The following is a 26,066-nucleotide window of genomic DNA, read 5'->3' on the forward strand; positions in this document are numbered from 1 at the left end:
TTCCGAATAAGGCTGAAAAATGAAAAGCCTTATTCGGAATTTCGGAAACATTGCCTAAAGGTGCACTTCTTTTAAAACCTATTTGTTTATCAACAGCTTTTCATTGTAGCTGCCAGTGCCCGTTGTTACTTTTAGCACATACACACCGTTTGACAAGGACTGGGTATTTAGCTTGTAAGCGTTTGTAACTCCGCTTAGCATTTGCGTAATCACGACTTTGCCTGACATGTTGTACACTGCAATAGTTGCTTTGTCAACGGATTGGGTGAAACTAATGGTTGTAAAATCTTTTGCAGGATTGGGGGAAATGGTGAGTGGTGAGTAGTGAGTGGTGAGTACAACCGCAACCAACTTGCTATAGCTAAAACTACCGTCTTTATCAACCATTTGCAAGCGGTAGTAGTTTGTGCCATCGGCTGGGTTATTGTCTGTAAAGGCATAGCTATTTGCTCCGCTGCCTATTGCCGCTACTGTGCCAATTGTGGTAAATCCTTTGCCATCAATGCTATGTTCTACTTTAAAATGGCTGGTATTGGTTTCTGTTGTGGTTTGCCACTCGGTTTGGATGGCATAGTTGGCTGCCTTGGCAGTGAAACTTAGCAGCATAAGGGGCAATGGCGCAGGCGTAACCTTACGGATGCGGTAATTGCCATAGTCGGATATTATCAAATTGCCAGCATTATCCAATGCTATTGAAATAGGCAAATTTAGCTGTGCATTTTTTGCAAGCCCACCATCGCCGCTAAAGCCTGTGCCTCCCTTGCCAACTACCGTGGTGATGATGCCTAAACTATCTATCTTCCTTATAACATTGTTGTACGCATCAGCAAAAAAAAGTACTCCATTGGGGGCAATTGCCAGCCCCGCTGGGGCACTTAGCAATGCAAATTTAGCCATGCCACCATCGCCACTATACCCTATATTGCCATTGCCGGCAATGGTAGTGATAATGCCTTTTGTGTCAACTTTCCTGATGATGTTGGTATCTGGGTCGCTGAAATATAAGTTGCCTTTTTTATCTATTGCCGTGGCGAAAGGGGAGCCAATTTGCGCATTTATGGCCAGCCCACCATCGCCTGCATGTCCACGCTGCCCATTGCCCGCAATGGTGGTAATAATGCCTTTCGTATTTATTTTACGAATGCGATGATTGTTTTGGTCAACAAAATATACGTTTCCTGCTGCGTCTATCGATATGCCAGATGGATAGTTGAGCCTTGCGTTAACTGCCAAGATGCTATCGCCATTGAAGCCCCCATTCCAATTAGAATCTATGCCAGCAATAGTAGTGATGATGCCATTGGCGGCTACTTTTCGGATACGGGAAAGACCTTGGTCGCAAATAAAAAGGTTGCCAGATGAGTCAGTAGCGATACTTTCAGGATCTTCCAGCGGTGCTTTCAAGGCTTGTCCACCATCCCCACTCAAGCCTTGTAAGCCGTTGCCGGCATAAGTAGCCACAATTCCTGAAGTGTTTATTTTTCGTATGCGTGAATCATTAGAAGCCGCATAATAGATGTTGCCTTTGTTGTCGGTTGCCAATCCCCAACCACTTACTTGGGCTTGTGTAGCCGCAATATTCTCGCCATTCAGGGCACTTGTGCCATTGCCAGCCGCCGTGCCTACTACACCTGTGCTGCCAACATGCTTAATACGGAAATGCGTAATGCCATAATCATTAGAACCTTGGCTAGAATAGAGTAGGGTATCGTATGCCTCCACAAAATAAAAATCGTTTGCTCTGCCAAATGCTACCTTGCCTTCTGCATCCCAGAGACCAGAAAGCCCAATACTGTTTTGGCTGGCAATTGTTCCATCAGTGGCAGGGGCATTTATACCATTGCCAGCCACGGTGCTAATGATGCCTAATGTATCTACTTTCCTTATTCGGTGGTTGCGGTAGTCAGTAATAAATAAATTATCCTTTGCGTCAATATTTATGGCCAACTGGTCGCTCAATTGCGCATTTTTGGCCAGGCCTCCATCCCCTATGGAAGTAGCGTTTATATCTCCTGCCACTAAGTGTATGATGCCCGCTGTATCTACTTTATAAACACTAGAGAAAGCAGTTGTATAAATACAGCCTTTGCTGTCAATAGCTAGAGTTTGGTTATAGTTGTACCCTCCAACATTTGTTGCCACGCCACCTTCTGCCCAAGTATCGCTTCCCCCTCCTACCACGGTGGTGATGATACCATTTTTGTCCACTTTTCTTATCTTGTAATTATCTGCTATAAAAATATTGCCCTTGGCATCTATAGCTACCCCATAAGGATCCTTCAATTGTGCCTGCGTGGCTAGGCCGCTATCGCCAGTATCACCATAAGAACCGTTGCCCGCAATAGTGGTAACAACCCCAGATACCGATATTTTGCGGATGCGGTAACGGTACCTATCTGCAAAAAAAATATTCCCTATTGAATCAACGGTTAGACCGCCAAGGTCGTAACCAAAGCCAGTAGAGTCTTTAAATGTGCTAACGGCCACCGAGCTAAGTTTGCCGTTGCTTGCTAGCACTTTGCGGATAGCACCGCCGTTAGCACCATCTGATGTAAAATAAAGGTTGCCAGCTTTGTCTGATGCGATGCCATACACATAGCCAATGCCCACATTGGCGGCTTGGTAGCCATCTGCATTGCCTATGCCAGCAATAGTGGTGATGATTTGGGCTTTTAGCACATTTGTACCCGAACAAAAAATAATAGCAACTAGGGCTGCCATCCTTGCATAAGCGTAAAATTTTATTTTCATAAAACTTGTTTTTGGTTTTTATTGTATTTTGGGTGATGTTTTTTAAAATCCAATTGCAATTTATCAACAATAAGGTTACTAATCCAATATTATTTCACCCTATAGGAAAATTTGTACACATGGGTGTAAATGAGTAAAAAAGGGTGCGCAAAGGCTCACGATGAGTAACTCAGCCTAGTTAGAAACAACCATTTTATGCGAAGTGCTATACCCGTTGCTAGTATATGTCGCCCCTTTGAGGCTTTGCAGGCCTATTTGTGCCATAACATTGGTTGTAAAGAAGTTTTTCGCTTTTTTAGTAAAAATTCACCCTAACACAACCTTACTCCCATCCGACCCCACTTATATAGACTGGTAACGACAAACTTTTGCACGGGATAGGGAGCAAGCGAGGGGCAAAACGAGAACACTTATATAATTTTTATACTATTATTTTTTCCGGGTTTTTTATTAAGATAGTTTCAGTTTTACCAATTTTGTGTATTTTTATGCTATTGCGGATTTTTTTTAAAATTATCATATCCTTTGTAAAACATTGAATATCAACAATATTGACAAAAACCTTGTATCAAAAAAGTATCATTTAGGATAATTTTACTATGATTTATTGATAACAAACTGATAGTAGATTAATCATTTTGTGATAATAAAGTGATAATTTATTGATAAGGAATTATAATACCCTAATTTTCAAAAACTACTATTTTAATATTAGTAAAAAAAGAACTACGATACTGCTTCCGCGACACCAGCTTTGTATAAGGTGCATCTATAGTACAAAGATAAGGTTTTTATAAATTAGGGGGACGTTTCAGGACAAATCAGAAATAGGCAACTCAGCGAAAAATTTTTATGTACCCTAAAATAACCATTTAGTAATGTTTCCGAAATAACTTTCCCCATTCCTGTTAATTTCTAAAAAATTATTTAACCACAAAGAACACAAAAATTTTGCGCAAAGTAGCAAAAAGAGCGGAGTAACCACCTCGGCCGATGGCCACCCCTCAAGAGCTACCGTGTACAAACATCTTAGGTTTAACCACAAAGCACACAAGAATTAATACAAAGGGCACTGCCATCGGAGAGGGGAATTAAGAAGCGTTTCACTTTAAGGACACAAAGAATAGTGCAAAAGGCTGATAAAATGAAAAAATCCTTATTCGGAAACGGGGAAATTTATTTTGAAAATATTACTAAGGCACAATAGGCACATAAATTTGAAAAAGAATAAAGGGGTATTTACAACATAAGCTGCATTTAATAAAAAAACTTGCTTCTTTTAGGCTATGTTGCCTTATCTAAGCGAAGCAGTTTTTTTAAACTATGTGGATATGTGCTTAGAAACAGATGTGTATAAGTTTGCGTTAAGGCAGTTCCCTAATTTTTATTATCTACTTTCCCTTGTGTATATACTGGCCAGTCATCTGTCCTGAAAGGAGAGGCGGGCAGGCCTTCTTTATTGGCTAGGTTGGCATCCACAGGGCTTTGGCCCCAACCATAACGCACCGAAACTGGCTGGCTAACAGATGGGCTGCTGATTACTATTTCATCTTTGCCTACTATCTTGGCATCGCCCCAAACAAATGCTTTGTCAGCACCCGCTATAGCAAAACCTTTCAGGGCATCCCCAACCCTAATTGATAGGCCAGTACCCGTATTGGTAAAATAAACATGCACTTCATTGCCTTTAATGGTATATGATTTCAGCAAAGGGGATAAGGACGCATCTTTGTACCCATATACCATTTTCATGGCTGCAAACGCCATCCTGTGGCCTACTGGTTTTTTGTTGTGCGGGTGTATATCGTTGGGATTGCCTAGTTCTAAGGTAACCACCATCGATGTATTGGGAAGCGACAAAGCCGCCGCTTGCGATTCGCGTAAGTCGGCCCATTCGCTTTTGTCTTCAACTGGCTCATTTTTTATTTTGCCAAAAACAGGCAGTTGTGCAAAAATGAATGGCAGGCTGCCTTGGCCAAACTGTTGCCGCCAATCGGTTATCATATTTTTAAAGATTGTCCTGTAAAAATAACCTACTGCCGCATCGTTCTCGCCTTGATACCATAGTATGCCCTTTATAGACAAGGGCAACAAAGGGCTTATTTTTACATTAAAAATTGAACTCACGGTGGTGTTAGGTGCCACTTTTTCCAATGTTGTGGTTAGTTTTGCTATTTCTGCTGCAGTTAGCGTAGTCGTTGTTTCCCATTGGCCGGCAATAGGGAACTTGTCTTGGTGATAAGGATCCGTATTTTGCAACACCATCCTGCTGGCCTGGCCTTGGAAAAGGGTGGATGTATCTGCATCTACTACCCTAAGCACGAGTATATTTTTGCCTGGTACTAGCGTGTTGGGCTTCAGGAAAAATTTATTTTCATTGCGCAAATAGTTGTTGCCGGCAACTTTCACGCCGTTTATATACATCTCACTTATTCCCCATATCCTGCCGTAATACACAAAAAATACGCCGTCTTTCACGCTTGCAGGAAGTTCCATTTCTTTCCTGTACCAATGTGCCCCCATAAATTCCTTTGGCTGTGGGCCAGGTAATTGTACAGGTAACCATGTGGCATCGCCCTTGTTGCCTTTTGTCCATTGTTGTATATAGCCCTTGTCGGCTGCAAAATATTTTTTGTTGTTATTATTGGTAATAGCATAGTTTTTAGTACTAATGCTGTCTATTGCATTGGCAGTATAGCGGTTGCGCAAAAAAGTATCCAGCAGGGCTTTGTACTCGGGGATGTTTGCAATGCCTTGCTCGCTAGTCCATGCTTTTACGCTCGTGCCACCCCAAGAGGAACTGATGATACCGATAGGTACGCCCGTTTCCTTATTTATTTTCTGTGCAAAATAATAACTTACTGCGCTAAGCGAGATAGCTGTTTGCTTGTTGCAAAGCTGCCAGTCTAGTTTCCTTACATCTTTCTGTGGGTAGTTTGAAATAATGCTTGGGAAAATAACAAAGCGGATATTGCTGTTCTCTATCATATCGGATGCCACGCTGTCTGTATTGCCAAAGCTAAAATCCATATTGCTTTGGCCGCTTGTAAGCCACACATCGCCCATAAGTATATTTGTATAAATAGTTACGGTGTCGCCCATTATTTTCAGTTCCACATTGCTGCCTGCTTTTTGCTGTGGGAAGGTTACCTGCCAATTGCCATCGGCACCTGCATCCACTGTTTTTGTTTTGCCAGCAAATTCTATGGCAAAACCTGTATTGGGCGATGCCGTACCCCAAAACTTGATAGGCTTGTCCCTTTGTAACACCATATTGCTGCCAAAAAATCCTGGCAATTTTATATTTTTAGGGTTAGCTTGTCCAAAAGAAATATGGGTCAGCAACATTAATAAGAGGAGGCTTGAGATGATTTTTTTCATATTTTTTATATTATTTTATTTATTATTATAATGTGTTTTTGAGAGACTGTGTATGGTATCTACACAAATACCATGCAATCAAGTGTTCCCTTCAAGCGTGTAAACCTCACCCCCCAACCCCCTCTCCAAAGGCGAGGGGGAGCCAACCGTTGACAAAATACAAGTGGTTTTATGATAAACTTTCCTTGCAGCTATCTATTGGGATTACACTAAAATAGCTATAAAGAATTGTTTATATACTTTATATGTAGGAGAAAGAGCGGTGTCTTGCCTCACCCCTACAACAAATCCTTTTAATCTCACTAATCCTAAAAATCATGGTTCAGAAAGCCTATTTCTTCGCTTGTACCGACAATACCAATGCATCATTAGCCTTTAGCACCAACTGTTTTTCGGATGTGTAGTTGCCATAAAGGCTTTTAGCTATTTTCCATCCATTTTTAATAATAGGGGCAATGGTAAGGTCTTCCGTGCCGTAATTAATTAATACCACTACTTTTTCATTGTCGCTTAGCGGATGCTCAGTAACACCGATATAGGGGTTGTTTTGCGTTAGCACTCTTTCTTTAATAAATGGCGCGGCAATTTGCTTGTAAATATTTGAATAAGCAGGCTGACCTTTGTCAAAAGCCCCGGTAAGCGTGGTAAGGTTATTTTCTAAGGGGAATGTGAGCAAGTAAATTTCACCCTTGCCATAGCTGGCTTTTAGGAACACAGGGTTACCGTCATCTTCTTTTGCCAACACGGTTGCTTGCTTGGGGTCGATGAATAGCTTTCTTTCTGAAGCATTTGTGAACCGCAGGCTATCCCCAAAAAATTTACCAAGAAAAGAAACATCGCCACGTCGTTTGATATTTGTGGAAATTTCGATGCCCATCGGGCCAGTGAGCGAGTGCAGGTAAGCATTGTCTAATGATAGGTAAAGAGTGGCACCTGCTTTTACTTTTTCTAGCAACTCCAACCAAGCCCCCTTCATGATTGGCTCAATAAATTTCATGGATGGCAACAGGTAAAGGGGCGCATCTTTCAATGGCTGACCTGCTTTCTGGAACTGGAAATCGAAGCCAGCTTGCTTGGCCAAAACAAAACTAGAATAAGCCACCGACCAATTGTCTTGACCATCTGTAAGCACGCATACTGCCTCTGTTTTGCGGGGAGGCAATGTTTTAAAAGGCAGTTTGTCAATAAAACTGCTGAAATTCTTGATTTCGTTGAATACTGGTTTCGGGGTGCGGTCTTCTTTTATCAAGCCCAGCTCTGCCTCCACTGCTGCAAAATTATAAGGCGGAAAATTAAAGCTTGCTTGGTCGTAAGCGCACCACCAAAATGTGCCCCTGCAATCGTGTGCCCAATTGGAGAAAAATGCTGTACGGGCAAAAGCTGCTTTTTCCTTTTCACCACCTGTCATAGGCCCCATAACGCCTGTTTCCTCAGTAAGGCAAGGCTTACCGCCTACATCGCTATACAACTTGGTTTCGGCAGCACCATGCAGGATGGTACGCATGGTGTTGATGCCATCTTGGCTGGTGTATTTTGTCCACAACGAATAAGGGTGCGTAGTAAGCACATCCGTAAAAATTGCCTGATCAACCATTTGCCAAGCTTCATTATCCTCCACATTTTGACTGTGCATACCCGACACAATTGGCCTTGTATTGTCAGCTGTGCGTATAGCACCTGCAAGTACTGCCTGCCAAACATAAGCTTGATAATGGTTGTCTAGTTTCTGCATCACATTGCACTCATTACCAAAATCCCATGCAAGGATGGCTGGTTTGCTTTTTAGGCGGTTAACAAATGTGGAAATAAACTTTTGCTGCCAAGTAAGTGCTTCTGGGTCGGTGATAATATCCCTGCCTTCCAAGGCTGGCGGCACAAACAATTGCCCACTCATCCAGCCTGTAATGAGGCCCACGACTAGTTTTAAATGGTACTTATTTGCAAGGTCTGCCACAACTTCAAAGTGTTGCAACTGCTCCTCGCTCATGCCATTGGCACCTACGCCTGTGGCCGGTAATGGCAACTCGTCTTTAAAAGACATGTATTTTTTTCTACCTTCTGCAGTATAAACTTGATGGATGGGTTGAAAATCGGGCCATAAAGGGAATAACCTTAGCGCTTTAACACCATTCTCCGACAATTGTGCAAAGTCTTTTTCTATGATGTCTGGCCTAAAGTCACGCCACATGTGCACGCCGGCATAAGAAGCCCAATAGTTTACGCCCACGGCAAAACTGCCCTGTTGGGTAAGCAGGTTGTTTTCCTGGGCGTATGGCTTGTTGGAAAACAAAGAGAGGCAAAGCAATAGGCAGCAACTAACTGCCCCGTTTTTAAGTGTACGCATATTGTAGGTTGTTTTAGACCACTGATTAAAAATGATTTTACTGATTCGTATGATTATAGCCCCTATGGCTGCATAAAAATATTCGCTTTTGCCTGTTAGATTTGGCAACTTTTAGAAAGTTACCAAATCAGATTGCCTTACAAATCCAGCCGCATGGCCACATCGCAATCTGCCTTCTTGTCCTTTTCTGATATCTGAACAGGCTGGAAGCCATATTTTTTATACAACCCTATTGCTGTGCCCAGTTGGCTATTTGTTTTCAATATCATAGCGGCATAGCCTAGTTCTTTTGCTTTTGCAATGGCCGTTTGCAACAATAGTTTACCTATGCCTTTGCCCTGTTCCTGCACCAACAGGTACATTTTCCTTAGTTCGCAAGTGGTGTCGTCTATGCGGCCGATGGCAACAGAAGCCGTTAAACCCCCAGCATCATTTTTTAATACCCAGAAATAACCCTTTTGGCTAAAATAATTTGCCTCCAAATCGTTTATGTCATCATCCACAAAAGTTGGGCGCAGGTGGTACAAGCCGCTTGCGCCCAGCACACTAGCAATGAGTTCGTGTATGGCGAGGCCATCTGCTTTTGTGGCTTTTATGATTGTTCTACTGTCCATTGTTTATATTTTTGGCCTTTTTTGCCACTAAGGCACCAAGGCTCAAAGTGTCACTAAGGAAAAGATTCTATGCCTCCATATTTCCTACCACGGGTTGCACCCGTGGCTACTGTTGTTCAACCCTTTCAGGGTTTTTAATATCCTTCCATCTTCTTTAATACTATTCTTTGGACAAGCAATTTCAATTAGCCGCACATCAAATTCCACGCTAATCAGCTAATATTTTATCGAAACTTGGGGGCAAATTGCTGCTACCCCATGCTGATTGCTTTGCACCCATTATTAAAACCAACTTGCCTCCTTTCATAATGTCTCTATGCCTTATCCATGCTTGGTTCCAAGGCTTGCCATTTAACGTGGCAGATTGTATATAAGTATTCGCTGCCGATAACTCTTTTGCTTCTATGCTGAAAGATTTGCCATCTTTGAGTTCAAATTGAGAAGATAAAAAAGTTGGCGTTGTAAGCAAATAAATATCCTGCCCCGCCATTGGGTAAATGCCCATGTTGCCCCATATATACCATGCGGATGTGGTACCCGCATCATCATTGCCCGGCCAGCCGCTGCTGGTGGTGTTGTATTTTGTTTTGAAAACTTCTCTCAGCCTTTCATAGGTTTTGTGGGGTTGACCTGCATAAATATACATATAAGGCAGGTGCATCCCAGGTTCGTTATCGGCTTCAAAATGGTTTCCATCAAAAATTTCATCTAGGAAACTAATAAACTTTTCTTTGCCGCCATGTAGCTGGATCATCTTATTCACATCCTGTACGGCTGAGCAACTGTATGAGTATGGCGAGCCTTCGTAATAAGGGCCTTTCCAGCCCATCCAAGCACCATTTAGCATTTTGCCATTGGTTTCGCCCTTGTCTCCGCCTGCTATCCATCTGCCCAAAGAATCTTTTGCCCAAAATACTTGCAGTGAATCGCAATACAATGTTTTGAATATGGTGGAAGACCTATTAAGGAATTGATTGTAAGCTTTTGTTTTGCCGAGCTTTTTTGCTGCTAAGCCAATGCAAAAATCGTTGTAGGAATATTCTATGCTCCTGGAAGTACCTGTTGGTGCAAAGCCTGTTTTATACCAGTTTTCAACAGGTATATAGCCATATTTATTATAGATGTTTACATAGCGGCCAGCAATGGAAGGGTCGGGCGCTTCATGTTCCACATCGTTCACCATTGCCTTGTAAGCAAGTTCGTAATCAAAGCCTTTTATGCCTTTTACAATCGCTTCAGCCACCACTACATCTGGATTACTACCGCCTTGCACACTGCCATAGCTGCCACCTGTCCATGCCTCGGGCAACCATCCTTTGTGCTGCTGCACATCTATCAGGCAACGTACAATTTCCGATGCTTTTTTAGTATCGATAATGGTAAGCAATGGGTTAGTGGTACGGTAAGTATCCCAAAAAGTATAAAAATCCCAAAAATGTGGCTCGTTTGATTTCCAAAGGGGATTGTCGCCTGTTAAATCCCTCGGTATCATTGCCTGCCTGTAAAAACTTGTGTAGAACAATTGCTGCTGCGTGGCAGTGCCACCTGATACTTTTATGCGGTTCAAGAAATGCGCCCAAGTGGAGTCACAAGATTTTTTGAAGGTATTAAACTCCCAGCCCGGCGATTGGTTAAAATAGGCTTCAGCATGTTCAATGCTTGTATAAGACATGGCCAATTTCAATTTCACTTGGTTACTCTTCTTATTTACCAAGAACTTAAAAAAAGCCCCGAGGTACAAATTATTCTTTAGAGCCGATTGGGCAACCATTTTACCTCTGCTTAAAATATCCCCATCCCATGTGCCTTTATCAATAGCTGGCTTGTCAAACTCAGCATAAAAGTAAATCGTGTATGGGTTATCGCCCCCCCAACCACCTTTGTATTTGGCATAACCTTTTACTATTTTATCAGAAACTATTTCTACATGGGCTTCTGTGCAATAGCTTTTTTCCTTGGTTAGGCGGGTGGAAGAAACATCTAGCAAAATATTGGCAGTATCCACCTCGGCAAATGTGTATTGATGGAAGCCCACATGTGGATTGGCCAATGTTAGTGCCACATTGATGCCGCTATTCCCAACATCGCAGGTATAATAGCCCGGGCTTGCAAATTCATTTTTTGCATCAAAAGCCTTGTTTACTAACTGAATGTTGCCCACCTGTGGCAACACGGCAAAGTTTCCATAGCGACCACCGCCGCCTGTGCCACTGGTACGGGCATGGCTAAAACCAATTAATTTTTTGTTGGGGGCATAGCCATACCCCGAGGGTGACTGTACATATTCTACATCTGGGCCCAGGCTTACGACACTATATGGCAACGTGGCGGCAGGGTGCATATTGCCACCGCCATGCACGCCTATAAATGGGTCTACTTTATTTACCACATCTGTTTTTTCTTGTGCAAGCGTGACAACTGCATTGCTTAGACAAAAAGAAAAAACAAATAGATTCTTGATTAATTGCATCGTTATTTTTATATGTAAAATTTATTTTCCACCTTGCCCAGCCTTCAATTTGCCCAATATCCAATCATTCATTTTACCAACCGTTTCAGGTATGTCGTAATGCCCGGTTTCTAGGTTCAAGATTAATTGTTTGGGGGCGATAATACTGTTGTAGGCAGCATACATAGATGTGGGCGGTACTATATCATCGTTGTAACCCCAAGTATATAGCCCTTCTACTTTTAACGACTTGGCAAAGTTCACCACGTCGTAATAGCCAATTGTTTCCACTTTGTCTTTTTCGTTGTTCATTTTATCGTACTTGTAATAAAAAAACAATGGCCATCCACCTGCACGGCCGTGCAGGAAGCCTGTTAAATCGGCCAATGCTGGGTAATGTGCCGCCAATACTTTTACACGGCTATCTAATGCTGCTGTAACAATGGTTAATGCACCGCCTTGGCTTCCACCTGTAACGCCTATGTTTTGCCCATCATATTGAGGCAGGCTGGTTAAAAAATCAATGGAGCGAACACAGCCCAAATACACCCGCTTGTAGTAATAGTTGTTTTTATCGTCTAAACCATACCATGCATAGCCCTTTAAAGCACCAACCCCCAAGTTGCTGTACACCCCATCATCCAAGGTTACGGGTATGCCGTGTATACCTACCTGAAAAGTAATCACGCCTTTTTCTGCCAAGCCAACTTCGCCATAATAAGCACGAACGCCAGCACCTGGTGGGATAAACAAGGCTGGGTATTTCCCCTCCTTTTTAGGGACACATAAAATGCCATAAAACCTAGTGTTGTTGATGTTGCCAAGGCTTACTTCATACACATTCACATTGCCTGTACACCTTTCTGGCAATAACCTCATCTTGGCATCAATAGGCACTTTGGCGAGGCTTTTTTTTGCAACGTCCCAAAAACTATCAAAGTCCGTGGGCATTGTTACGGTTGGCTTTATATCTTCCGGGTTGTAGCCAGCAGTAGCAAGGTTGGAATATTTAAAGCCATCTACATAGGCGGTTACCGTGCAGCGCAAAAAACCAGGCACTTTTAAGGTGCCGCCTTCAATATCCATCTTGCCATTGGCTAAGGTAGCACTGTCTATTTTGGTAGGCGGCTGCTTTTCAGGGCCTATTTCATAAGCAATACGGGTATTTGGCAAGGGATTGCCATTTTTGATAACCGTAACTGAAAAGGTTGCTTTTTCGCCTAGATTGTATTTCCAGTCTGTATGGCTGGGGGCTACTATTATTTTCACGGCTTGTGGCACTTGTGCCATCACAATATTGCTTATAAGAAGCCAAGAAGAAAGCCATAATTTGAGCGTGTGTTTCATTTTTGCATTTATAGTTATATAGTTAAAAAAAGTTTATTTCATCTCTGTATTTATACTTAAATTCCATTAACTTGCTGTGTTCTATAGCTTATTTTAATATGTATCTGGTTCGTTGGTTCCCCACTTATCCTTCGTTCATCCTTCGTTCATCCTTCGTTCATCCTTCGTTCATCCTTCGTTCATCCTTCGTTCAGCATTCGTTCATCCTTCGTTCAGCATTCGTTCATCCTTCGTTCAGCATTCGTTCATCCTTCGTTCAGCATTCGTTCAGCCTTCGTTCAGCATTCGTTCAGCATTCGTTCAGCATTCGTTCAGCCTTCGTTCATCCTTCGAAAGTTGTTCGTTAGGCATTTGAGAGTTTAGCGCAAGTTTTCCGACCCTTGATATGAACTTCCCGAAAGTTTGAAAATTTGGGAAAGTTGCCTTAGACGTTCATCCTTCATTAGGCAAACTATAGTTAGACGGAAGTCATTCGCAAGTTGTTCAAATAATGTTCTTGCATCCTTCGCTTGCCTTCCACTGACGCTTTGTAATAATACTTTTCACTACATACTATTGTCCAAATAACCTACGTTAATAACTATAGCTGCCCAAACGTAAAAGCATGTGAAACCGTATAGGTTTAACCTCTTCTAATCTACCAATTCAAACTTTATTTTCTGGTTTCCTACCTGCACATAAAAATCGCCACTTTCCAATATCCGTTTGCCTGTTGCATCGGGGAAACTTAAATCCCGCATTGGGTTGATGGTAAACGTAAAAACAGCCGAAGCCCCCGCCCCTATTTCCTTTTTCTCAAAAAACTTCAATTCCTTCACTGGCCTTGATATAGAAGCCGCAGGATCTGAAACATACCAAAGCACGGCTTCCTTTCCTTTTACGCCGCCTGTGTTTTTTACAGTAACTTCAACTGTCAACTCTTGGCTTTTATTTATTTTTTGTGCGGACAACTTTGGAGTACCATATTCAAAACTGGTATAGCTTAGCCCATGCCCAAACCAATACAATGGCTCGGTGGCTATATCCTGGTAATCGCCCATTTTATCAAATGGTCTTGCGCTTTGGCGCATATTGTAGTAAGTAGGTATCTGCCCTGTTGTCAAGGGGAAAGTAATAGGCAGTTTTCCCGAAGGGTTTACCCGGCCAGACAATATCCCTGCCAAAGGCGTACCCCCAGCTACGCCGGGCTGCCACAGTTCTACTATGGCATCTGCAAGCGGTTCTACCCTTGCCAGTTCTAATGGGCGGCCGTTTGACAATACCAGCACTATTGGCTTGCCTGTTTTTTTCAATTCAACTAATAATTTCTCTTGTATGGAAGGTAGGGCAATGCTAGACCGTGAAGCACTTTCCCCGCTCCATGTTTTCATCTCGCCTAGACAAAGAAGTATTACATCTGATTGGTTGGCTATAGAAACTGCTTCTGCAAAGCCGCTTTCATCCGTTCCTTCAAAGCCGCTTCCTTTGGCATAGTTTAGTTGCAGCTTGTTGGCAAATTCATTTTCCAAACCTTTGTAAATGGATTCTACATCTGCTGGACGCCCATTAAACGACCAAGAGCCTAGCAAGTTGTTCGTATCTTTTGCCATGGGGCCTATCACGGCAATGCTTTTTATACTGCCAGCTAAAGGCAATGTGTTTTTTTTGTTCTTTAGCAATACGACTGATTCCTCTGCCAGCTTTGCAGCCAATGCCTTGCTTTCTGGTTGCAAGTACCTGTCTTTTTCGGGCATAATAGTGGTATATGGCTCATCAAACAAACCAAGCCTGAATTTTACCCGCAGGACCCTTGCCACCGATTCATCCACTAGGCTTACAGGTATTTTTTTCTCAGCAATCAATTGCTTAAAGTTCTCGAAATAGATATTGTCGCGCATGTCCATCTCTACGCCAGAAAGGAATGCTTTTAGCCCTGCTTCTTTCTTGTCTTTTGCCACGCCTTGGTATATCAACTGCTCAATGGCATCCCAGTCAGAAATTACAAAGCCATCATGCCCCCAGCGTTTTTTTAATATATCGGTCAATGTATAATGGTTGGCAGATGCTGGCACGCCACTGATGTCGTTAAAGGCACTCATCACCGTAGCTGCCCCAGCTTTGATGCAAGCCTCATATGGCGGCAGGTAAGTTTCCCATAAAGATTGTGCCGATACATCGCTGTAGCGGTAATCCCTACCCCCTTCGCTCATGCCGTAGCCCACATAGTGTTTTAAGCAGGCAGCAATAGAATATGGGTTGGATAAATTATTGCCTTGATAACCTTTTACAGTAGCTACACCAAAAATGGCATTGGCGTAAGGATCTTCGCCATAACCTTCAGAAACCCTTCCCCAGCGTGGGTCACGGGCTACATCTATCATTGGCGAAAACGTCCAGTCTATACCAGACAATACAGCCTCTTTGGCTGCCACGCTGCAATTTTCGGTTACAAGGGCAGGGTTCCATGAACAGGCTTGTGCAAGCGAAATAGGGTACACCGTCCGGAAACCGTGTATTACATCAAAGCCAAAAAGGATGGGTATGCCCAAGCGGGATTGTTCCATTGCCTTTTTTTGCACAAGGTTGCGCTGCACGGGGTCTGCACTAAAAAAAATGAGGGAACCTATGCCGGGGGGCAAAACCTTGGTTTCATCCCCAATATTGTTTTTATTGGTGTTTTCGCCTAGGGTATATTGGTTCAACTGGAGGATTTTTTCCTCTAATGTCATCCTGCCTACCAAGTCTTTTACCCTAGCTTCTACTGATGCTGCTTTTTGCTTGTACAAGGGCAATTGCCCAAAGCAGACCTTAACACTGGCCATTATTAAAATTAAGCATATTTTTTTCATTTTCAAACTAGATATTATTAAGTACAAATGCAATTACTATCTCTTTTTATTATACAAGGCAAATAGTAAAGGAGATTGGTATGTATATTTTAAAGTCCAAAATCTCACTTTTTTAAAGGCAACCCACCCATGTCAAATACTATTTCTCCGCCATTTGCTATATCGGACTGATGTATAATCGCTCCATCAATTGTTTTCCCATTGATGGCAACTCCATTTACATAGATATTTTTATCTGAGGCATTTGGGGCGGAGATTACCAATGTTTTTCCATTGCCCAAATGCAAAGTGGTTTTGTTGAATAAGGGGCCACTCAAATAGTAAATATCTTGACCTGCATTGGGGAAGAAACCCATGGCTGAGAATATGTACCAAGCACTCATAGCACCACTGTCGTCGTTACCCGGCACGCCCTTTTCGGTAAACTTATCCCGCATTAATTTCCTCACCCAATAGCTACTTAAATCTGAACGATCGGCATAATGAAAACCATGCACTGCAAGGAATGCTGGCTCGTTTCCGTAATTAATTAGATTATTTTTAAACCCATATTCAAGCTTGTTTGCGAAGGCTTCTTTGCCACCGCACAAGGCCACTAATGTTTCAAAATCGTGAGGCATAAACCAAGAATAAGTCCAACTAGAGCCTTCATAAAAATAGTTTTTCCATGAACCAGGGTATTTTTTCAGGTCAATATCCACAAATATCCCATCGATATTTTTGGGTGCAATAAACCCTTTGAAACCATCGCTTTCGGCATCTTTGTTCCAATGGTTCACCCATTGGTGGCTGCGATCTGCATATTTTTTATAGTCTTCTTCTTTCCCTAGGCCTTTTGCCATCAATGCCGTGCAATAGTCGTTATACGCATATTCCAGTGTCATGGAACAATTCATGATGCCAGCGGGTATCCATCCCTTTTCTTTGTAGGTATTGTTGGCGCTATCCTGTTTTCGCCAGGCAAAACTGCCTAGACGCTGGTTGTCGGCATCGCTTTTCAATACTTTATAGGCAGCTTCCCAATCAACACCTTTAATACCTTTCAGGTATGCGTCAACAATAATATTGTCTATGTTATTGCCACCCTGTTCATTTTCCATGGGATTGCCATTTACAAAGGCATCCCTTACTACCCCATATTTCTTGAACCGCTCAATAAAAGAATTGACAGTTCCACTCACCATTTCGGGATTTATCAATGCTTGGAGAGGATACATGGTGCGCCAAGTGTCCCAAACGGCAAAATGATCGTCCCAGAAAGGCAGGTCTTTACCAAATGCTTTTGTGTCGTTTGTCCTGTTGCGGGGCATGAGTTGGCCATGGTACATGGCCGTATAAAAAATGGTTTTGTCTTTTTCCGTGCCGCCTTCTACTTCAATTTTTTTCAGGGCTTTGTTCCAAATCAATTTAGCATTGGCTTTTGTTTTTTCATAATCGAATCCTGTAATTTCTTCATTTAGCCATGCTTTTGCTTGCTCAATACTTTTGTAAGAAACGGCAATTTTCAGGTAGATGGTTTCATTTGCATTGGTAGAAAAATTCAGTATGGCACCCACCCTATCGTTCTTCTTTATTAATTGCTGCGTGGTAGAAGCCATGGATACGGTACCATTGAGCCAAGTGCCAACACCAACAGGCTTTTTATCCACAATAGCCACAAAATAAACAGGATATTTGCCCCCGCCAAAACCGCCAAGATAAATGCCATGCCCTGTTATTTGATTGCCTTCTATGGTTACATCGCCCTCTGAAACTACCCCACCAATTCTTTGTTTGATGTCCATTGGGATATTGTGGGTAATATCCAACAGAATAGTAGCACTATCTGACTTAGGGAAAGTGAATTTGTAAATGGCACTATGGTAAGATGGCGTGAATTGTGTTTTAATTTTATACCTATCTAATGTAACCTGGTATTCGAAAGGCTGTGCCTTTTCGTTGGATTTTGGGGAATCGTGTTCGCTCTCCCCTACTGCCAAGCCAATTTGTGGCGACAAAAATATTTGCCCATTTGTGCCCCAACCCGTGCCACTTACGTGCAACTGCCCAAAACCCCGTATGGGCTCTGCAGGGTCATAGCCATCATCGCTGCCGTTTTGAGTTTGTGGGCTTGGATTGATGGACCCAAATGGCAACTGCGGCCCTATTACACAACTAGACGCATCGGGACCATCTATTACCCCTATGCGATTGTCTACATAATCAACTGGCTGTTTGGTATTTTTTTGTTGGGCAACTGTTGTTGTGCATACCAGTATTATTGGCATTGCAGCAAGTATCATTTTTCTTAAAGGTTGCTTTTTTCTTTGCATTGTAATTATTTTTTGCTTGCCCCCTCGATTAAAGGCAAGCGTTCTATTTTGTTTTATTTTTTTTTAAGAACTTACTAACTAACCTATTACCATTTGGCATTTCTACCACCAGCAAGTAAGTAGCAGCACCTTGTTTAGAAACATCAATTGCTATGCTATTTTTTCCGGATCTTAATACCCTTTCAAATGAGCTTACCACCTTGCCAGCTACATCACAAATGCTAATCTTTGCTACTATATTCGATTCGGGAATATTGATAACAGCATATAATATATTACCAATGGGATTGGGGTAAATACGGAGCGGGCTAAGAGACTCGGGCGAATTTGAAATAGAAACGATGGTTGAATAAATAGCTTTTCCATCCCTGTCTTTTTGTAATAAGCGATAGTACCCACTGCCGTTTAATGGAGCTAAATCTGTAAAATTATAAGCATTGCCATCAATTCCATTGGTGTCTTTTGCAGCCACATAACCTATAGATTGGAAGTTTCCATCATCTGCAGAACGCTGTACTTCAAACCCTGCATTGCTTATCTCATTAGCAGTACTCCAATTTAATAGCACTCGGCCGTTTTTAAATTTAGCATCAAAGCTTACAAAACTAATCGGCAAAATATTTGTGCAATAGTTAATGGTTATTACAGGCCGCCTTTCATTAGTAGTTGTTAATATACCGGATACTACTGTTTTTCCACTGGTAGAGGTGCTTCTAAACCCATAAGCCGCATTGGGATAATTGTTAGTATTGTACAATGGCTGTGTACTAGGATGGTCATAAATCCAATTGATGTCTAGCCCGCCAGCAATATTACCGCTTTGGAAGTACTCCACATACACACTCAAATTTTTGCCTGTGTAGGTGAAAGGGGTTTGAAAAACCAACTCTTTCCATCCGCCAGCATTGCCAATCACATTCCCTGCTTCGCCACCAAAAACCAAAGTGGCAGGGTTAATGGAAGACTCTGGCAAAATGCTACTCCAGTCAAAAGCGGATGCACCTAAGTTATCAGCTGCTTCATTGCGCAAGTAAACCCTTAAGCCACTATTTACAGGCACTATATCGGTGCTTGGTGTGGTATTTGAAGACGAAGTTTGGATTGCCCTACGAAATTTTAGACTTTTAATAATGGTATTTGCAGGAATACTCGTTAATAATGGCTGGGGATAAACAAAAGCTTTTCTGCTTTTTTGGTTGGCCACACTTGGTCGAGAATCGCATAAACCATATACATAGCTTGCACTCACTTCACCCAACCCATTGCCATTTCCATTACTGATGACCAAAGAAGACGTACCTGCTGAACTGCCAGTACATGCTTGAAAAGTTCCTGTATAATTGGATTCATAGGCTCCAATATCTACCGTGCCAGCAATAGGCCGTGCCGCGCTTGCAAAATCCGTAGCAGTAGTATTACTATTGTCTCCCGTATTAATACCTATGCTGTTGGCTTGCAAACGAAAATCTGCAATAGCAGGATCTGTAGATGGGTTCACAAATTTTGGGTCTTGAATAAAACTGTGGGCACCCACCAACTCATAAGTAGCACCGCCATAAAATATATTGTAATCATATACTAGGTTGGTAGTAGCGTTGATGCCATTCATTTTTTTGCCAGGCCTCGCTACAATAATGTTGTTCATTATCCTAATGTTCTTTGCCTGCAACGCATAAATATTGCTGCTATTGATTTCTGGGCTTGCCGAGTTGAGGTAAGAAACATTGTTAAAAATATCAACGTTGTTGGTGCTGAAGGTATGGATGCCCGATCCGCCATTATTAAAGCAAATATTGTTTGCCACCAACGACCGTCCATTGTAATCTGCTTTAGGGATATCCAATATAATACCATTGCCATCGGTAATCTTACAATCATTATAAAAAGGCACATACATCCTGTTGCTATAAGAAATATTGTTCCTCACAATATTCCTGTAGGTAGTGGTATTGGTATCATAGTTGGCCGAATTTCCAAATGAAATGCCGCTAGTGCCATAAGGTGAGTACCAGCTATTATTATAAGTAATGTTGCCTTGTACTGTAATATAATCACAATTACCAAATCCTATACCCACATTACAACAATCATGGACAATATTGTTGCTTATAACCACATGATGGGTAATAATTGTTGATTTTTTGCTGCTTACATTTATTCCAGAGCCATTATATTTCGGGATGTAAGTGGTAGAGGTAGCAGGGCTACCCACTACTGGGCAAACTAGGGCAGCCTTTGCTGTAATTGTATCTGTAGCCAGTGAAAGGTTTACGCCCCAGCCTATTACTTCCAATCCATTTACGGTAACATAATTGGAACCAGCACTTACACTAACAGCTGAATAAGTAGTGCTAGTAGATACAATTTTGGGCTTATGCACTGGATAATTGGTGTAAACAATTTGATGAGTTGCATTGCCTGGTCTTGGAATGGAAAAAGGTGCATAACTCCCATTCATTATAAAAACAGTATCGCCAGGGTTGGTGAGGTTGGCTGCTTTCTGAATGGTTTTAAAAGCACGGGCCACGCTCAAACCATTATAATTGTTATTGCCTTTAGCAGAATCTATAAAATAATTGGTGGCATTTGCACCTGACCAAAGGAGTAAACCAATTACAACCATACAATATTTTTGCATTGTATTTGTTTTTTTATGAGTAAATTATCAAACAAACTAGGAAGAATACAAGTAAATACTCCCTTTGCGGATATATGCTGAATAAGCTATTTATCTTTTATGAACTTGCTTGCCACCCTGCTTCCATTGGGCAATTCTACCACCAGCAAATAAGTAGCAGCACCTAGTTTAGACAGGTCGATGGCTATTTTATTTTGACCTGCTGCCAATTGCTTTTCAAATTTGCTAACTACCCTGCCTGTAATATCTTGGATACTAAACCTTGCTACCGTATTTTGTTCAGCTATATTGATAATAGCATATAAATTGTTGCTAACAGGATTTGGGTAGATACTTCTTAAACTAAGCGGCTTTCCCGAATTGGCAATAGAAACGATGGCCGAATAGCTGGTTTGCCCATCCTTGTCTTTTTGCTGCAAGCGGTAAAAACCTATGTCGCTTAAAGGTGCCACATCCATGAAGCTGTAATTATTAACGGAACCATTGCCATTAACGGCCTTGGAAGCTACAAATCCAATAGTATTGAAACCAATGCCATCTGCCGACCGCTGCACATCAAACCCAGCATTGTTTATTTCGTTGGCTACTACCCAATCCAAATAGGCATTGCCTGCCTTTAATTTACCATTGAATTGCACAATGCTTACAGGCAAAGCGGATGGGCTGGTACAATAGCCGAACGACATTACTGGCCGCCTTTCATTGCTCACCATCAAGCTATTCCCAATGGTATTTTTGCCGCTGGCACTGGTATATTTGAACGCATTGGCCATTTGTGGGTATTTGGCAGTGTTGTAAAAAGCTTGGCTGCCGCCGTTGTCATAAAGCCAATTGATGTCAGTGGCCCCAGCAATCGTTTTCTTTTGCACGTATTCTAGAAATACGCCAATATGCGCACCTTCATAAGCAAAAGGAGTTTTGAACGGCACCGTCCTCCATCCGCCAGTATTGCCAACAAAGGAAGCAGCATCTCCTTCATACACCAATATTGCAGGGTTGGCAGCACCTGGCAAAATGGTAGCCCAATCAAATGTGCCCGCTCCGAAATTGTCGCTGGCCTCGTTTCTAAGATACACCCTTATCAAGGTGCTGTCTGGCACTACCTGTGTACTAAAAGCTGTAATAGTTGGTGATATTTGATTTGCCCGCTTGAATTGCAAACTAGAAAGGGTAGCATTAGCAGGTATATTCTTGAACAAAGTATCTGGGTAAATGATGGCCTTTCGGCTTTGCTGATTAACAGAATCGGGCTTGGTGTCAAAAGGCCCGTAATAAGTTGTGGCATTGCCTTCGCCGGTGCCGGTGCCATTGCCTATTATTTTTGCCTGCAAGCCGATATTGCAAGTATTTTGGCTTCCTGTATAATTGGTTTCATAAGCCCCGATATCCACAATGGAAGCCATAGGCCGGGCAATCGTGTCCTTATCAGTAGGTGTTGTATGAGTGTTGCTGCCATTGTTAATGGCAAAACTGCCTGGCTGCAAATGGAAATTGGCAACTTTGGGATCGGTAGAAGCATTGATAAACAAAGGGTCTTGTACAAAACTGTGCAAATCAGTAAAGTTAAATGGTTTGCCACCGTAATAAATGTTGTAATCATACGCTACGTGCGTAACCCTTTTGCCAGCAAGCACATTTTTGCCTGGCCGTGAAACAATAATGTTATTGTAGAAATTTAAGCTATCGGCATCAAATCCAAACAAGGAGCCGCCGCCATTCTGTGGGCTTGCATTGTTTAAGTAGCATATATTGTTGTAAAAGTCAACATGGCTTGTACTTAAAGCATGAATTCCTGTGCCTCCATTGTTAAAGCAAATATTGTTTGCAACTAAAATTCTGCCCTTATAGCCAGCCTGCGGAATATCGAGGATGATACCGTTGCCATCGGAAATGGTGCAGGTTCTGCGCCAAACCACATATAATCGGTTGCCATAGCACACATTGTTTCTCACAATGGTTCGGTAGGTGGTGGTGTTGTTGTCATAATTATAGGAATAGCCAAAGCCGATACCACTAGTACCATAAGGCGTGTACCAACTGTTGTTATAGCAGGTGTTTCCCTCAACGGTAATATAGTCTGTATGCCCAAATCCGATGCCGCCTGCTGCACAATCATGCACCACATTATTGCTGATAACAATGTGGTGACAGCCTTGTGCAGATGTATCATTAGCACCCACTAAAATTCCACCTCCGTTGTATTTTGGAATAAAAACGGTAGAAGTGGCTGTATCATTTGCAACTGGGCAAACCACGGCTGCTTGTGCCGCAATGGTATCGGTTGCCAAATTCAGATTGACACCATAACCTACTACTTCCAACCCATTGATGGCAATGTAATTAGCACCTTGTCTCACTGAAATGACACCATAAGTGTTGCTTGTAGATATTACCTTAGGCTTGTGCCCTGGATAGTTTGTGTAAACGATTTGTGCCGATGCAGTTCCTGGCCTAGAGATGATAAAAGGGGAATAGCTACCATTCATGATAAAAACAGTATCGCCTGCATTGGTCTGGTCTGCCCCTTTTTGAATGGTTTTATATGCTTTGGCAGGACTGAGGCCACTGAAATTGTTGTTGCCTTTGGCGGAATCTATATAATAATTAGTAGCGTGCGCACCAAGACAAACCACCACACAAACGATAAGCAAGCAACATTTTTGCATTTTTTTTATTTACGATTGTGATTGAAATATGGCAATTATCCGCCATATAGGGACATGGAAAAATAGGTTCAGCTATGTTTCCATGTGTTGAATATTTATTTATTTTTTACGAACTTGTTTGCTACCCTATTGCCATTAGGCAATTCAACAACAAGCAAATAAGTACCAGCACCTTGTTTAGACACATCAATGGCTATTTTATTTTGCCCTGTTGCTAATGCCTTTTCCAATTTGCTAACTACCCTGCCTGTAATATCTTGGATACTAAACCTTGCTACCGTATTTTGTCCAGCCATATTGATAATAGCATATAAATTGTTGCTAACAGGATTTGGGTAGATACTTATTAAACTAAGCGGCTTTCCCGAATTGGCAATGGAAACGATGGCCGAATAGCTGGTTTGCCCATCCTTGTCTTTTTGCTGCAAGCGGTAAAAACCTATGTCGCTTAAAGGTGCCGCATCCATGAAGCTGTAATTATTAACGGAACCATTGCCATTAACGGCCTTGGAAGCTACAAATCCAATAGTATTGAAACCAATGCCATCTGCCGACCGCTGCACATCAAACCCAGCATTGTTTATTTCGTTGGCTACTACCCAATCCAAATAGGCATTGCCTGCCTTTAATTTACCATTGAATTGCACAATGCTTACTGGCAAAGCGGATGGGCTTGTACAATAGCCGAACGACATTACTGGCCGCCTTTCATTGCTTACCGTCAAGCTGTTACCAATGGTATTCGTGCCACTGGCACTGGTATATTTGAAGGCATTTGCCATTTGCGGGTATTTGGTGGTAAGGTAAAAAGGCTGGCTGCCGCCATTATCGTAAAGCCAATTGATGTCTGTACCCCCCGCAATCGTTTTCTTTTGCACATAATCTAAAAAAAAGCCTATGTGTGCGCCAGAATAGCTAAAAGGTGTTTGGAAAGTGATGGCGCGCCAGCCGCCGGAATTGCCCACAAAGGCAGCAGCATCGCCTTCATAAACCAATGAGGCAGGGTTGGCGGCACCTGGCAAAATAGTAGCCCAGTCAAATGCACCAGTACCGAAATTGTCGCTGGCCTCGTTCCTCAGGTACACCCTTATTATTGTACTGTCTGGCAGCACCTGTGTGCTAAACGCCGTATTGGTTGTCGATATTTGGTTAGCCCTCTTGAATTGCAAGCTAGTTATAGTTGCATTTGCTGGCACATTCTTGAACAACGTATCTGGGTAAATGATGGCTTTGCGGCTTTGCTGATTGATAGAATCGGGCTTAGTGTCAAAAGGTCCATAATAGGTAGTGGCACTGCCCTCGCCCGTGCCTGTGCCATTGCCTATTATTTTTGCTTGCAACCCGATATTACAAGTATTGAGGCTGCCTGTGTAATTGGTTTCGTAAGCCCCAATATCTACAATGGAAGCGATAGGCCTCGCAACGCTGTCTTTATCAATAGGTGTTGTATGCGTGATGCTGCCATTATTGATGGCAAAACTGCCGGGCTGCAAATGGAAATTGGCAACTTTGGGATTGGTAGAAGCATTGATGAACAAAGGATCCTGTACAAAACTGTGCAAATCGGTAAGGGTAAATGCTTTTCCGCCATAATAAATATTGTAATCATAAACTACATGCGTTGTTTTTTTCCCACCAAGCACATTCTTGCCGGGGCGGGTAACAATAATGTTATTATAAAAATTTAAACTGTCGCCTACATAGCCAAACAAAGAACCACCCCCATTTTGCGGGCTAGCATTGTTTAAATAACATATATTATTATAAAAATCAACATGATTGGTACTTAATGCATGAATGCCCGTGCCGCCGTTATTGTAGCAAATGTTATTGGCCACTAAAATTTTACCATTATAGCCAAGTATAGGAATATCGAGGATGATGCCATTGCCATCGGAAATGGTGCAGGTTGTGTGCCAAAGCACATACAACCTATTGCCATAGCAAACATTGTTCTTTACAATTGAACGGTAAGTAGTGGTGTTGTTGTCGTAATTGTAAGAATACCCAAACGAGATGCCGCTGGTACCATAAGGCGTGTACCAACAATTATTGTAACAAATATTGCCCACAACGGTAATATAGTCCGTATGCCCAAACGCAATGCCAACCGCAGCGCAATCATGAACGATGTTGTTGGTAATTACTATATGGTGGGTACCAGCAAGCGTTGTGTCATTATTACCTACAAGAATCCCACTACTATTGTATTTCTTTATAAAAGTGGTGGAAGTAGCGGTATCGTTGGCAACCGGACAAACTACGGCTGCCTGTGCGGCGCCAGTATCTGCGGCCAAAGAAAGGCTTACACCATATCCAATTATTTCCAACCCATTCACAGTAATATAATTAGCGCCTGGCTTTATGGTAACCAACCCATAAGTAGTACTTGTAGATGTTAATTTAGGCTTGTGGCCTGGATAGTTTGTATAAACAATTTGTGCCGATGCATTGCCCGGACGAGAAATCATAAAAGGCGCATAACTGCCATTCATAATAAAAACAGTGTCTCCGGCATTGGTCTGGTCTGCCCCTTTCTGGATGGTTTTATAGGCTTTGGCAGGACTTGTGCCAGCAAAATTGTTGTTGCCTTTGGCAGAATCAATATAATAATTAGTAGCGTGCGCACTAACCCAAACAAGTACACAAACGATAAGCAAGCAACATTTTTGCATTTTTTTTTATTTACGATTGTTATTGAAATATGGCAACTGTTCGCCATATATGCACATAGAA

Annotated in this window: 11 protein-coding genes; all 11 read right to left on the reverse strand. The window is 42.2% G+C overall.

Features of this window, described 5'->3' with window-relative positions; all coding sequences use genetic code 11:
* Positions 1-78: 78 nt before the first annotated feature.
* A complete protein-coding gene (locus tag ACHFIY_RS07740) occupies positions 79-2,751 on the reverse strand; it encodes an NHL domain-containing protein (protein WP_410845504.1) in 2,673 nt (890 codons plus the stop codon).
* Positions 2,752-4,128: 1,377 nt separating this feature from the next.
* Positions 4,129-6,132, reverse strand: a complete 2,004-nt coding sequence (locus tag ACHFIY_RS07745) for a sialate O-acetylesterase (protein WP_410845505.1) — start codon at positions 6,130-6,132, stop codon at positions 4,129-4,131.
* Positions 6,133-6,463: 331 nt separating this feature from the next.
* Positions 6,464-8,476: a glycoside hydrolase 5 family protein gene (locus ACHFIY_RS07750; RefSeq protein WP_410845506.1), complete on the reverse strand. Its 2,013-nt coding sequence runs from the start codon at positions 8,474-8,476 to the stop codon at positions 6,464-6,466.
* 137 nt (positions 8,477-8,613) lie between these two features.
* The gene (locus tag ACHFIY_RS07755) at positions 8,614-9,090 is read right to left on the reverse strand and encodes a GNAT family N-acetyltransferase (protein WP_410845507.1); all 477 of its coding nucleotides are present in this window, start codon (positions 9,088-9,090) and stop codon (positions 8,614-8,616) included.
* Positions 9,091-9,298: 208 nt separating this feature from the next.
* Entirely contained in the window at positions 9,299-11,560 is a 2,262-nt protein-coding gene (locus ACHFIY_RS07760; protein WP_410845508.1) for a GH92 family glycosyl hydrolase, read from the reverse strand.
* A gap of 21 nt (positions 11,561-11,581) precedes the next feature.
* The gene (locus ACHFIY_RS07765; RefSeq protein ID WP_410845509.1) at positions 11,582-12,886 is read right to left on the reverse strand and encodes an acetylxylan esterase; all 1,305 of its coding nucleotides are present in this window, start codon (positions 12,884-12,886) and stop codon (positions 11,582-11,584) included.
* Between the two features lie 632 nt (positions 12,887-13,518).
* On the reverse strand, positions 13,519-15,714 hold the full coding sequence (locus tag ACHFIY_RS07770) for a glycoside hydrolase family 3 N-terminal domain-containing protein (protein WP_410845510.1): 2,196 nt from the start codon (positions 15,712-15,714) through the stop codon (positions 13,519-13,521).
* Positions 15,715-15,818: 104 nt separating this feature from the next.
* Positions 15,819-18,026, reverse strand: a complete 2,208-nt coding sequence (locus ACHFIY_RS07775; protein WP_410845511.1) for a GH92 family glycosyl hydrolase — start codon at positions 18,024-18,026, stop codon at positions 15,819-15,821.
* Positions 18,027-18,069: 43 nt separating this feature from the next.
* On the reverse strand, positions 18,070-20,664 hold the full coding sequence (locus ACHFIY_RS07780) for a choice-of-anchor Q domain-containing protein (RefSeq protein ID WP_410845512.1): 2,595 nt from the start codon (positions 20,662-20,664) through the stop codon (positions 18,070-18,072).
* Between the two features lie 86 nt (positions 20,665-20,750).
* Positions 20,751-23,330 carry a choice-of-anchor Q domain-containing protein gene (locus tag ACHFIY_RS07785; protein ID WP_410845513.1) on the reverse strand — a complete coding sequence of 860 codons (2,580 nt, stop codon included), beginning with the start codon at positions 23,328-23,330 and terminating at the stop codon, positions 20,751-20,753.
* Between the two features lie 95 nt (positions 23,331-23,425).
* Positions 23,426-26,005: a T9SS type A sorting domain-containing protein gene (locus ACHFIY_RS07790; RefSeq protein WP_410845514.1), complete on the reverse strand. Its 2,580-nt coding sequence runs from the start codon at positions 26,003-26,005 to the stop codon at positions 23,426-23,428.
* Between the last annotated feature and the right edge of the window lie 61 nt (positions 26,006-26,066).

The sequence above is a fragment of the Parasediminibacterium schistidii genome, from assembly GCF_046546515.1.
In the GTDB taxonomy this organism is placed as follows: domain Bacteria; phylum Bacteroidota; class Bacteroidia; order Chitinophagales; family Chitinophagaceae; genus Parasediminibacterium.